Annotated in this window: 9 protein-coding genes; 4 read left to right on the plus strand and 5 right to left on the minus strand. The window is 62.2% G+C overall.

Annotated elements, in window-relative coordinates; genetic code table 11:
* Nucleotides 1–23: 23 nt before the first annotated feature.
* From hslU to lon, 3 genes are all read right to left on the minus strand, one after another.
* On the minus strand, nucleotides 24–1,463 hold the full coding sequence (gene hslU, locus QMK33_RS06430; RefSeq protein ID WP_283563742.1) for an ATP-dependent protease ATPase subunit HslU: 1,440 nt from the start codon (nucleotides 1,461–1,463) through the stop codon (nucleotides 24–26).
* Nucleotides 1,464–1,621: 158 nt separating this feature from the next.
* Nucleotides 1,622–2,653, minus strand: a complete 1,032-nt coding sequence (porQ, locus tag QMK33_RS06435; RefSeq protein ID WP_283563743.1) for a type IX secretion system protein PorQ — start codon at nucleotides 2,651–2,653, stop codon at nucleotides 1,622–1,624.
* 104 nt (nucleotides 2,654–2,757) lie between these two features.
* Complete coding sequence (gene lon / locus QMK33_RS06440) at nucleotides 2,758–5,265, minus strand: endopeptidase La (protein ID WP_502867051.1); 2,508 nt, start codon at nucleotides 5,263–5,265, stop codon at nucleotides 2,758–2,760.
* Nucleotides 5,266–5,536: 271 nt separating this feature from the next.
* Here lon and QMK33_RS06445 point away from each other — a divergent pair, with 271 nt between their 5' ends.
* Together QMK33_RS06445 and QMK33_RS06450 are read left to right on the plus strand one after the other, a co-directional pair.
* On the plus strand, nucleotides 5,537–7,582 hold the full coding sequence (locus QMK33_RS06445) for an OmpA family protein (protein WP_283563744.1): 2,046 nt from the start codon (nucleotides 5,537–5,539) through the stop codon (nucleotides 7,580–7,582).
* A gap of 51 nt (nucleotides 7,583–7,633) precedes the next feature.
* A complete protein-coding gene (locus tag QMK33_RS06450) occupies nucleotides 7,634–8,662 on the plus strand; it encodes a virulence RhuM family protein/type II toxin-antitoxin system death-on-curing family toxin (protein WP_283563745.1) in 1,029 nt (342 codons plus the stop codon).
* Here QMK33_RS06450 and QMK33_RS06455 read toward each other — a convergent pair.
* Nucleotides 8,659–9,633: a glycosyltransferase family 9 protein gene (locus tag QMK33_RS06455; protein WP_283563746.1), complete on the minus strand. Its 975-nt coding sequence runs from the start codon at nucleotides 9,631–9,633 to the stop codon at nucleotides 8,659–8,661. The genes QMK33_RS06450 and QMK33_RS06455 overlap by 4 nt on opposite strands.
* Nucleotides 9,634–9,717: 84 nt before the next feature.
* Nucleotides 9,718–11,433 (minus strand): DNA polymerase/3'-5' exonuclease PolX, encoded by a 1,716-nt coding sequence (locus QMK33_RS06460; RefSeq protein ID WP_283563747.1) that lies wholly within the window; start codon nucleotides 11,431–11,433, stop codon nucleotides 9,718–9,720.
* 212 nt (nucleotides 11,434–11,645) lie between these two features.
* Here QMK33_RS06460 and QMK33_RS06465 point away from each other — a divergent pair, with 212 nt between their 5' ends.
* The gene (locus tag QMK33_RS06465) at nucleotides 11,646–12,113 is read left to right on the plus strand and encodes a hypothetical protein (RefSeq protein ID WP_283563748.1); all 468 of its coding nucleotides are present in this window, start codon (nucleotides 11,646–11,648) and stop codon (nucleotides 12,111–12,113) included.
* Nucleotides 12,114–12,129: 16 nt separating this feature from the next.
* On the plus strand, nucleotides 12,130–12,540 hold the full coding sequence (locus tag QMK33_RS06470) for an EVE domain-containing protein (RefSeq protein ID WP_283563749.1): 411 nt from the start codon (nucleotides 12,130–12,132) through the stop codon (nucleotides 12,538–12,540).
* Nucleotides 12,541–12,579 lie beyond the last annotated feature (39 nt).

Here is a 12,579-nt window from a genome sequence, read left to right on the forward strand (position 1 = left end):
ATTGGATTAGAAAAGCTAAAACCTCACAGAATATACTGGCTCATGTCGCGGTTCTTCACCATGTCGCGCAGGCGCTCTTCTACCAGCTGGGGCGTTACGGTGAGCTGCGCGCCCGGTGCAATCTTGTCGGGCACGTCGAAGAGCAGCTCGTTGAGCAGGCGGCTCATCACTGTGTGCAGGCGGCGCGCGCCGATGTTTTCGACCTCGCTATTCACCTCAAACGCAATTTCGGCTAGCTTGAGCAGGGCTTCATCTTCGAAGTCGAGCTGCACGTCTTCAGTTGCCAGTAGGGCCTGATATTGCTTGGTGAGAGCATTTTTCGGGTCTTTGAGAATGCGGTAGAAGTCGTCCTTGGTCAGGCTTTGCAGTTCCACGCGGATGGGGAAGCGGCCTTGCAGCTCGGGGATGAGGTCGCTGGGCTTGCTCACGTGGAAGGCCCCGGCGGCGATGAACAGAATGTGGTCGGTGTTGACGATGCCGTACTTGGTGTTCACGGCCGAGCCTTCTACTATGGGAAGCAGGTCGCGCTGTACGCCCTGGCGGCTCACGTCGGGGCCGCCGCTTTTGCCGCTGCCGCTGGTGGCTACCTTGTCGATTTCGTCGATAAAGATGATGCCCGAGTTCTCGGTCTGGCGAATGGCTTCTTCCTTTACCTCGTCCATGTCGACGAGCTTGGCGGCTTCTTCGTCCAGCAACACCTTGCGGGCTTCGGCCACGGTTACTTTGCGCTTCCGCGACTTCTTGGGCATCATGTTGCCCAGCATGTCTTGCAGGCCCGACATGGTGGCCTCGTCCATCATGCCTGGCGCGCCCATAATACCCACGCTGGGGCCACTCTGGGCCACGTTGATTTCGATGGAGCGGTCTTCCAACTCGCCGTTGCGGATTTTCTGGCGGAAGCGCTCGCGGGTGCGCTCGTTCAGCTCCTGGTCCGAGCTGGGCATTTCGCCGTCGGCGGCAATGCTCTCGCCGCTGATGCCCACGCCAAAGCCCAGACCGCTGCGGTTGGCATTACCGCCATCCTTGCCCGGTGCTTTAAGCGGCGGAATGAGGGCATCGAGAATGATATCTTCCACTGCCTGAGCCGCTTGCGCTTTTACTTCTTCCTGGCGGCGCTGGCGCAGGCGGCTCACGGCCTGCTCGGCCAGGTCGCGCACCATGCTTTCCACATCGCGGCCCACGTAGCCAACCTCCGTGAATTTGCTGGCTTCTACCTTCACAAAGGGCGCGTCGGCCAGGAAGGCGAGGCGGCGGGCAATCTCGGTTTTGCCCACGCCGGTGGCCCCAATCATGAGGATGTTGTTGGGCACAATCTCCTTTTGCATGTCGGCCGGAGCGTGCAGGCGGCGCCAGCGGTTGCGCAACGCAATGGCTACGTGGCGCTTAGCCTCGTGCTGGCCAATAATGTACTTGTCGAGTTCGGCCACAATCTGGGCCGGGGTGAGAAAGGTGGTATCTAGCATTCGGGTAAAAGGAGGAGGGGAACGATAGCGTCAGAAAAGAACGTCATGCAGACCGCGGGAAAACATCTCGCCCGAATCGTTGAATGATGCGAGCGAGATGCTTCCCCGCGGTCTGCATGACGTTCTTTCTAACAGCGTATTCTCAATGAACAGTTTACTTACTCTTTCTTCTTCAAAAAACTGTCTAGGTTGCGGCTCAGCGTGAAGTAGTTACTGCTGCCAGCAGCCTGCAACGTAGCATACGTGTAATCGAGTTGAAACTGCGAAATGCGCACCATGGCCCCAAAGCTGAAGCCCGCGCCGCCGCCCACGTTGTCGAGGCGCAATTCTCTGGCTTGTAGGTGGTTATAGCCGGCGCGTAGGCTCAGGCCTTTGCCCAGCAGCAGCTCGGCGGCGGCCGTAAAGTGCCGGGCCAGGTTGTCGCCAAAGTTGAAGCTGGGCTTCACCTCCACATTGTTGGCGTCGAGGGTGCCGCGAGCGTTGGGGTCGAGGTACTGAATGTTCCATTTGTGCAGGTGGTGAGCCGTGAGCGTAATGCGCAGCGGCATGTGCTCGGGCTTGATGGTGGTGCCGAGCTGCACGTCGAGCGGCAGCGGCTCGCGGGCGGCGGCGGTGTAGGGTGCCAGCATGTAGCCGGCGTTCTTTACCACGAAGCCCACGGTAAAGTCCTTAGCAGAAGGCTTGTATAAAATGCCTGCGTCGCCGGCCAGGCCCACGGCTCGGTTGCCGGCAATGCCCGACACCGCCAGTTTGGCCGTAATACCCGCCGTAAACTTGCCCTTGGTGTAGGAGTCGGCGGCGGCCAGGGCGTACTCATTTACCGAGAAGGTGCCCAGCGAATTGCCGGCCGCATCGTAGCTCTGGAGGCTGCCGTAGCTGAGGTACGTAAGGCCCAGGCCAAAGCGCCCCCGCTTTTCGGTGTTGAAGGCGTAGGCGGCCGTACTCTGCTTAATATCACTTACATAGCTCACGTAGCTCACGGTGGCCACGTGGTCCATATCGGCATTGAGCAGGGCCGGGCTGGCAAAAAACTGCGTGGGGTCGTTGCTGCGGGCCGAGGCCGTCATGCCGCCGAGGGCGGCTGTTTGCGCTGAGGGCGGCAGTGTAAGAAACGGAAACGCGGCGCGGCCCCCGATTTGGGCGTGCGAAGCGAGGGGCAACAGTAGGAGAAACGGTAGGAGTTGTTTCATTAGAACAAGGTAACGCGCATGCGGTAAGCTTTAGCTTGCCGGCGTCGGAACATTTAGCGCATACTATTTTTCCAACGCCGGCAAGCTAAAGCTTACCCTACACCCTATTGCACCTCCACGCTGGGGCCAGCGGGCGCGGGGGCTTCGTCGCGCACGGGAAGCTTTTGGGGGCGGGCCACCAACTCGGGCAGCAGGGCCACGGCCAGCACGTCATCGACGCGCTCGGCGTACTTGATTTGCACGCCCTTGAGGTACTCAGCCGGGATTTCCTCCACGTCCTTGCGGTTTTTGGGCGACAGGATAATCAGGTTGATGCCCGCGCGGCGGGCCGCCAGCAGCTTTTCCTTGATGCCGCCCACCGGCAGCACCCGGCCGCGCAGCGTGATTTCGCCGGTCATGGCCATGCGCGGGCGCACCTGGCGCTGGGTGTAGGCCGAGGCGATGCTCGTGAAAATGGCGATGCCCGCGCTTGGCCCATCCTTCGGAATGCCGCCCTCGGGAAAGTGAATGTGCAGGTCGTACTGCTCAAACAAGCGGTAGTCGATGCCCAGCTCCTCGGCCCGCGAACGCAGGTAGGAGAGGGCCGTAATGGCCGATTCCTTCATCACGTCGCCGAGCTGGCCACTGAGCGTAAGCTTGCCCCGGCCGCGGCTCAAGAGGCTCTCTACGAACAAGATATCGCCGCCCACGCTGGTCCAGGCCAGGCCGGTCACTACGCCGGCCGTGTCGTGGTCCTGGTCTTTGTCGCGCTCGAAACGGGGGGCGCCCAGGATTTTTTGCACGTCGCTGGGCTCAATTTGGGCGGGCAGCGCCTCCTTGCTGGCCTTGCGGCGGGCCAGGTTGCGGGTGAGCGCGGCGAGCTGGCGCTCCAGGCTGCGTACGCCGCTTTCGCGGGTGTAATCGTCGGCCACGCGGTGCAGCGAAGCATCACTGATTCTAACCTCCGTTTCGCCCAGGCCGTGCTCGCGCAGCTGCTTGGGCCAGAGGTGTTTCTTGGCAATCTGCACCTTTTCCTCCTGGGTGTAGCCCGTGAGGTCGATGATTTCCATGCGGTCGCGCAGGGCGGGCTGAATGGTTTCGAGCGAGTTGGCGGTGGCGATGAACAGCACCCGGCTCAAATCGTACTCCACCTCCAGGTAATTATCAGTAAACGTGGCGTTTTGCTCGGGGTCGAGCACCTCCAGCAGCGCCGAGCTGGGGTCGCCCCGGAAGTCGCTGCTCACCTTATCAATCTCGTCGAGGATGATGACCGGGTTGCTCACGCCGGCCTTCTTTATCTGCGAGATGATGCGGCCGGGCATGGCACCCACGTAGGTTTTGCGGTGCCCCCGAATCTCGGCCTCGTCGCGCACGCCGCCCAGGCTCAGGCGCACGTACTTGCGGCCCAGCGCGGTGGCAATGCTGCGGCCCAGGCTGGTTTTGCCCACGCCGGGCGGGCCGTAGAGGCACAAAATCGGCGCTTTCAAATCCTGCTTCAGCTTGAGCACGGCCAGGTATTCGAGAATGCGCTCCTTCACCTTCTCTAACCCAAAGTGGTCAGCATCAAGGATTTTCTTAGTAGTCTTGAGGTTAAACTTGTCCTTGGTGGTTTCGCCCCAGGGCAAATCCAGCAGATACTCAACGTAGTTGAGCGTCACCGGGTAGTCGGGCGACATCTGGTTGAGGCGGCTCAGCTTGCTCAGCTCCTTGTCGAAGTGCTTGGCCGTGGCCTCGGGCCACTTCTTGGACTGCGCGCGCAGGCGCAGCGCGGCCAGGTCGCCCTCGGGGCTGCCCTCGCCCTGGCCCAGCTCATCCTGTAAGGTTTTGAGCTGCTTGCGCAGGAAGTACTCGCGCTGCTCGGCGTCAATGCCGGTGTGCACCTTGGTGCGAATGTCGTTTTTAATTTCCAGCAGCTCAATCTGGCGCAGCAGGGCTTCGAGCAGCAGGCGGCCCTGGGCTTCGGGGCTGGCCAGCTCCAGGAGCTGCTGCTTGGCGGGCAGCTCCAGCTGCACGTTGGACGACAGGAAGTGGATGAGGAACGCCGGCGACTGAATGCCGTCGAGCATGGCGCGGGCCTCCATCGGGATTTCGGGCGTCAGCTCCAGCACTTTGGCAGCGGCTTCGCGCAGGCTTTGCAGCAGCACCAGCTCGCCATCTACCTCAGCATCAAGGGCTTTTTCTTCGAAATACGTGACGCGGGCCGTGAGCTGCGGGGCATAGGTGAGCTGCTCGCCCACCTGAAAGCGCACCTGCCCTTGCAGGATGATAGTGACCGTATCGTCGGGCTGGTCGATGACCTTGAGGATGCGCGCCAGCGTGCCCACGGGGTGCAGGTCGTCGGTGGTGGGCTCGTCGGCGTCGGGGTGGCGCTGGGCTACTACGCCCACCAGCTTTTCGTTTTTGGCGGCCAGCTTGCGCACCAGCCGGATGCTCTTTTTGCGCGTCACGGTCACGGGCAGCACCACGCCGGGGAAGAGCACGGTGTTGCGCACGGGCAGCAGGGCCAGCACATCGGGCGCGTCGGAGGCGGGGAGCAGGTGGTCGGGGTCGGCGGCCATAATGGCAATGGCTTCGGAAGGGGAATCGGGGCCACTCATGGCCAGGTGGCCGGAGCGAGACAAATCAAACGACATGGGCAAAGCAGAAAAGAGGCCAACCAGCGCAGAAGCCGGCTGCCAGAGTGGCAGCCAGCAGTTACTCAGCTAAGGTAGGGCTGGGCTACCCCGGCACGGCGGCAAGGGCCGTGCCAGCCCGGCCGGGGCCGCCAAAGCGGCGCATTCCGGCAGAAGGCGGCATAGCAATTTGCTAATAGTGGCTATTATGTGAGAACTTGCGAGCCTATTCTGCCCCTACCGCCCACCTATGCGCCACCCGCTACTTTTTTGCCTGCTTTGCTGGTTGGTTTTGGCGGGTGCTGCCCGGCCAGCGCAGGCCCAGCGCCCGGCGCGCCCGGCGTCTAAAAAGGCAAAATCGGCCCCGGCCCCGCCCGATACCGCCGCCCGCCCGGCCGCCCGGCCCGCGCGCCCCGCCTACCAGCAGCGGGCGCTGAAGGGCCGCGTGAGCCGCCGCCTGCGCGTGCGCGCCGATGGCACGCTGGATTTCACAAACGTCAATAAGCTAGCCTTTTACGAAAATAAGAAGGCGCTCAAAGCCATTCAAAAGGCCGAGCGCCGCCGCCAGTACCCGGAGGCGCGCCGCCTGCTCACGCAGTACGTGGGCAATTTCGGTATTGAAAATTTCTACCGCAATACGGACCTGCTCTGGCACCTGGGGCAGCTGGTGCAGCGCGACAGCACTCAGCCGGAGCTGGCCAAGGCCTATTTCCGGCTGGCCCTCAAGCACCACCGCACCGACATTAAGCGCGTGCAGCTCTACTACGACTCGCTGGAGGAGAAAAACGCCGACCTCTACGTGCCCCTCAAAGTGTACTACGATGTGGTGGAGTACCGTAAGAGCGTCAACACGTTTCACCCGCCCAAAAACGTGTACACCAACATGGGCGACGCCATAAACTCGAAATTTCCGGACTACGGCCCCGCCCTGGGCGCGGGCGATACGGTGCTGCTCTTCAGCTCGAAGCGCCAGCAGGGCAAGGGCGTGCGTACCAAGTCGAATGAGGATTTGTACGTGTCGCGCAAGCAGGGTGCTAACTATTGGTCTGATGCTGAGCCGCTTCCCAAGCCCATCAATTCGCAGTACAACGAAGGCTCAGCGTGCTTCTCGCACGATGGGCGCACCATTTTCTTTGCCCGCTGCGAGTGCCCGGTGTGCCACGGCAACTGCGACCTGTTCACGGCCACGCTGGGCAAAGACGGCAAGTGGAGCAACCCAAAAAGCCTCGGCCCGCTCGTGAATTCGCCGGCCTGGGACTCGCAGCCCACGCTCTCGCCCAAGGAAGACACGCTCTATTTTGCCTCCGACCGGCTCGGTGGCTTCGGTCTCAGCGACATTTACTACACCGTGAAGGGCAAAAACGGCCAGTGGGGCAAGGCCCTGAACATGGGCCCCGTGGTGAATACCCGCGAGAGTGAGGTAAGCCCGTTTTTTCACCCGCTCTACCAGGTGCTGTACTTCAGCTCGCGGGGGCAGCTGCTCAATTTTGGCGATTTCGACATCTACAAAACCTACCGCGTGGGCGGCCGCTGGCAGGAGCCGCGCAATATCGGTCCGCTCGTAAACGGCAAAGGGTCAGAGTATTACTTTACCATCGACAGCCAGAGCACCAACCTTTACTACGCCCGCTCGGAAGCCCAGGACCTGGAAAACCTCGACCTGTTTTCCTTCCCGCTGCCCATGGAGGCCCAGCCGCTGGCCACCACCCAGGTAGCCGGCACGCTGCTCGACTCGGTGAGCAACCGGCCCCTCAAAGGCATGGTCAGCATTATCGACTTGGATAATGGTATCGAAGTGGCCAGCAAGTACTTGCGGCCCGATGGCTCCTTCGATTTCGAGCTGATGGAGGGCTCGCACTACGCCATGCTCATTCAGAGCCCCGACGCGTTTTCGGTCGAGAAGAAGTTCGAGCTAAAGGGCGATACCGTGATGACGATGCTCACCAACAGCATCGACTACAAGCTACCGCTCATCTTCAAAAACATTGAGTTTGAGGCTAATAAGTCAGGTATTCGGCCGGCCATGCTGCCCACGCTCGACCGCATTACCCTGTTTTTAGTCGACCACCCCACGTACCGGCTCAACATTGCGGGCCACACCGACGGCCGCGGCGACCCCGAGGTAAACGAAAAGCTCTCGCAGGACCGCGCCGAGGAAATTCGGCGCTACGTGGAGCGCAAAGGCAAGCTCAGCCCCAACCGCATCGAGAGCTTCGGCTACGGCTCCAGCAAGCCCCTCAAAGACGAGCTAACCGAGGCCGACGCGCGCATTAACCGGCGGGTGGAATTTCGGCTCGTGAAGCCGGACGAGGAGAAGGGCGCGGGTGAGAAATGGTAGTGTAGTGGGTATAAAACGGGAAACAGCTTGCGTGAAATATAGCGCATAGCTATGTTTACCGGATTATTTCCGGCTGCCCCCCTCATGACGCCCACCACCTCCGAAATCCTCTTCTACCAGTCGCCCGACGGCCAGGTTCGCCTTGATGTGCAGCTCGACCACGATACCGTGTGGCTCAGCCAAGTGCAAATGGCGGAGCTATTTGGCACAACCAAGCAGAACGTGAGCCTGCACACGCGCAACGTATTCAAAGAAAGTGAGTTGCAAGAAAAAGCAGTTGTCAAGGAATCCTTGACAACTGCCGCCGACGGCAAAAACTACCGTACCAAATACTACAACCTCGACGTGATTATCTCGGTAGGCTACCGGGTAAAATCGGCGCGGGGCACCAGCTTCCGGCAGTGGGCTACGCAGGTGCTGCGGCAGTACCTGGTGCAGGGCTACGCCCTCAATGAGCAGCGCCTGCGTCAAAGCCAGCGCCAGTTGGCCGACCTCAAGCGCCTGGTGCAGTTACAGGCTGAAGTCGCTGCCAGCCAAGAGCTGACCACCGACCAGTCGCAGGCGCTGCTGCGGGTGCTCGGCGACTACGCCCGCGCCCTCGACGTGCTCGACCAATATGACCACCAGCGCCTGCGCGTGGCCCCCGAGACCGTGGCTTCTACCGAGGGGTTTGAGCTGACCGTGGCGGAGGCCCGGCAGGCCATCGACGCGTTGCGGGCGCAATTTGGTGGTTCTGAGCTGTTTGGCCGCGAAAAAGACCAATCATTCGAAAGCTCGGTGCGTACCATTTACCAGAGCTTCGATGGGCACACCTTGTACCCGAGCGTGGAGGAAAAGGCCGCCAACCTGTTGTATTTCGTGGTAAAAAACCATTCGTTTTCGGATGGTAACAAGCGTATTGCGGCCTTCCTGTTCGTCTACTTTCTCGACCGTAACCACTGCCTGTACCGCGCCGACGGCACCCGGCGCCTGGCCGACAATGCCCTGGTGGCCCTGACCTTGCTCATTGCCGAGAGCCGCCCCGAGGACAAAGACGTAATGGCCACGTTGGTCGTGAACCTCATCAACGACGAGAACTAGCCCAGGGCCGGCCAATCCCTGCCCAAAGCCTGCTCGCGCATGCACTTGAAATGTCCCTGTGGGCACTGGGCGAAGCCGATTTTGGAGCACGGCCGGCAACTCAGCCCCAGCACTTCCAGCGCTTCAAAACGAGTGCGATACGGGTACATGCCGAACTGCGGCACCGTATTACCCCACACGCTGTAAATTTCCTTTTTGAACGCCGAGGCGATGTGCATGAGCCCCGTGTCGTGGCTTATTACAAACTGCGCCTGCCGCAGCAGCGAGGCCGATTGGTGCAATGAAAACCGCCCGCACCCGTTGAAAATGAGCGACTTGGCCGCCAGCACAATAACGTGGCCGGTGCTCTCATCCTCGGGTCCGCCGAGGAGTACCACGGGGCGCGGGGCCAGGTTTTGCACCAACTCGATGAGCTTTTCGACGGGTAGGCGCTTGGTGGCGTGCTGCGCCCCGATGGCCACCGCCACGTACCGCTGGGGCCGGAAGCCGGCCGGTAAGTCGGCCGCCAAATCGACTTCCTGGCTGGCCGGAATGAAGTAGTCGAGCCCCGCGCCATCGTCGCGGATGCCCAGCGGCGCGGCCGCCGCCCGGTAGCGGTCCACGATGTGCACGGGCGGCAGCTGGTTGATTTTGAAGCGCACCAGCAGGTATTTCTGCCAGTTGAGCTTGTCGAAGGCCCGGCCCGGCACGCCCGGCAATTGCCAGCGGATAAGTCTGGTACGCAGGTTGTTATGTAAATCAACGATGAAGTCGAACCGCTCGGCGCGCAGCTCACGCACCAGCTCGCCCAGGCTGCCGCCGAGCAAGTGCAGCTTATCCACGTAGGGGCTGGCCTCGAACAGGCTGCGGTAGACAGGCTTGGTGGCAAAATGCACCTGCGCGCCCGGCAGCTGGGTTTTCAGCTGCCGCACTACTGGCGTAGTGAGTACGATGTCGCCGATGGAGGAGAAGCGGAGAACGAGGATTTTCATGGGAAATGTAGCGTGGACTCTGTGAGTCCGCGCGTTGAACGGACTCTGCCTTACGTACCCACGCGCGGACTTGCAGAGTCCGCGCTACCGCTTGGCTTTGCGCGCCGCGAAGTACGCCGCGGCCTCATCCACCGACTTCGTGTTAAAGGTCATCTCCTTGGTTAGCATGCCTTTGCGGCCGGCCAGCACGCCGTAGCGCATGTCGGCGTAGCCGTTGGTGTGGTGGGCGTCGGGGTTGATGCTGAGCTGCACGCCCTGGCCGATGGCGTAGCGCACCCAGCGCCAGTCGAGGTCGAGCCGCCAGGGGTTGGCGTTGATTTCGATAATGACCTGGTGCTCAGCGCAGGCGTCAATAACGGCTTTAAAATCAATGGGATAACCGGCGCGGCGCAGTAGCAGCCGGCCGGTGGGGTGGCCCAGCATGGTGCAGTGTGGGTTGGCAATAGCGGCCAGCAGGCGCTCGGTGGCGCGCTGCTCATCCATCTTCAAATTGGAGTGGATGCTGGCCACAATGAAGTCGAACGAGTTGCGTAGCTCGGCGTCATAATCGAGGCTGCCATCGCCCAGAATATCGGCCTCAATGCCCTTAAAAATGCGGAACGGGGCTAGCTCGGCGTTCAGCTCGTCGATTTCGCGCTGCTGCTGGCGCACGCGCTCCGGCCCCAGGCCGTTGGCGTAGTGCGCGGCCTGCGAGTGGTCGCAGATGCCGAGGTACTCGTAGCCCGCATCGCGCAGGAAGGTGGCCATCTGGCGCAGCGAGTGGTTGCCGTCGGAGTAGGTGCTGTGGTTGTGCAGCGAGCCGCGCAAGTCGCTGTCTTGCAACAGAGTGGGTATTTTACGCTCGGCGGCCAGCTCGATTTCGCCTAGGCCCTCGCGCAGTTCGGGCACCACGTATTGCAGGCCGGCTTGCTCGTACAGGGCCTCCTCGCTGGCAAAGGCCTCGCGCTTAGCCCATTGGCGCAGTGTGGTGGGTTGGCCGGGGCCGGCCGAGGGCAGCGACGCGCCGAGGTGCGCCTCGTTGCCGGTGGCTGCAAACAGCTGATTCACAAAGTCTTCGATGGCCACGGCGCGCACGGTTACGCCCACGCCCGAGTCGGCGGCGGTGCCGCGCCAGGCCCAGGGGCCCGAGCGGCGCGCGTCGGCGCGCAGGCCGGGGGCGGCGTTGAGCAGCGCGTGAACAGGGGCAGGGTCGGGCGTGGCCACTAGTATTTCCACGGTTTCCACTATTTCGAGGGCGCGGCGCACCTCGCCGGCGGCGGCGGCCTGGGTCACGCCGGGCACCTGGCGCAGGCGCTCAACCAGGTCGTTGGCCAGCTGCTCGGCCTGCGAAAACAGCAGCTTGCCGGCGCTCTGGTCCGTGAAAGCCAGCGCGGCCAAGATGCTTTCCTGGGTTTTGGCCCCGAAACCCTTGAGCTTGGCCACGAGGCCCGCCTCGGCGGCTTCGCGCAGCTGGTCGGGGCTTTCAATGCCGGCATCGCGCCACAGGGCGCGCACCTTCTTGGGGCCGATGCCCTTGATATTCAGTAGCTCTACGACGCCGGTGGGCGTGGTGTCGAGCAGCTCTTGCAGCTCTTTGAAGGTGCCGGTATCGAGCAGCTCGGCTACTTTGGCGGCCTGGGTTTTGCTCAGGCCAGTGCGGTCGGGCAGGCCGGGGCGCTCCACTTCGGCCACCGGAAACTCCAGCTGCTCCAGGGCCGTGACGGTGCCTTCGTAGGCCCTGATTTTGAAGGGATTTTCGTCGTGCAGCTCCAGCAGCTGAGCCGTGAGCTTGAAGGCTTTGATGAGGGCGCGGTTATCCACTTTTTCAATTATCTAGTAACAGGGACCAATTAGCAATGCGGGTAAATTGATGATTATCAAGCATATTAGTTAGAAAATGCCTGGTTCTCAAAATATACCTGGGGCATCGTGTGCAAAACTTGCTGGCCCACGGCGCACTGGCTAACTGGTACGTCAAAAGTACGGCGCAGGACAGGGGCGGGCCGCCCAAAATTCGCGTACTTGCGCTTCTCATGCGTTCCATCTTGCCCTGGCGCGGGTGGCTGGCCGGCCTGCTGGGGCTGGCTGGCTGTAGCACCCCTAGCCCCGACCACCCGGCCCAGCTGCCCCTCGGCACCCTGGCCGCCCTGCGCGGCACCTGGCTACTCGTGCCCGAAGCCAGCCACGCCGACACGCTCACCTACCGGCCCAATACCTACCGCTTTCGCTACCGGCCGGCCGGGCGGCCGGGCTTCCAGCTGGGGCTAGCCGGGCGCTTTACGCGCTACGACACGGTGGCCGGCGGCGGCCTGGTAGCTCAGGAAGGCACCTGGGTCGAAACCAGCACCGGCCGCTTGCTCATCCACTTGCCCGAGCTGGAGCCCACTGCCCCCGACTACGAGCTGGAACTGCTGACCTACGATAAGCAGGTGCTCCAGCTGCGCCGCCTTACCAAGCGGCCCGCCGTCGAAATTATCCGCAACCAGGGAGCCACCAATTAGCCTGAACTTTGCGGCCATGAATTATTGGCTCGTTAAATCTGAACCCGAAGCTTACTCCTGGGCCGACTTTGTGCGCGACGGCGGCACCGACTGGACGGGCGTGCGCAACTACCAGGCCCGCAATAACTTGCAGGCCATGCAGCCCGGCGACCTCGCCTTGTTCTACCACAGCGTGAGCGAAAAAGCGGTGGTGGGCGTGGCCCTTGTACACGCCGCCCACGCCCCCGACGCCACCGCCGAGGCCGGCAGCCCCTGGGTAGCCGTGCACCTGCGGCCCCACGCGCCGCTCACCCGCCCCGTGCCACTAGCCGCCCTCAAGGCCGAGCCCCGGCTGGCCCAGCTGGGCCTGCTGCGCCAGTCGCGCCTCTCGGTCACGCCCGTGCGCCCCGAGGACTTCGACTTGGTGCTGGAGCTCAGTGAGCGGTAGGGGATGGAGGGGGTAGTTGGTAGGACAGCCGTTTGTCAT

Source organism: Hymenobacter sp. H14-R3 (assembly GCF_030063445.1).
In the GTDB taxonomy this organism is placed as follows: Bacteria; Bacteroidota; Bacteroidia; order Cytophagales; family Hymenobacteraceae; genus Hymenobacter.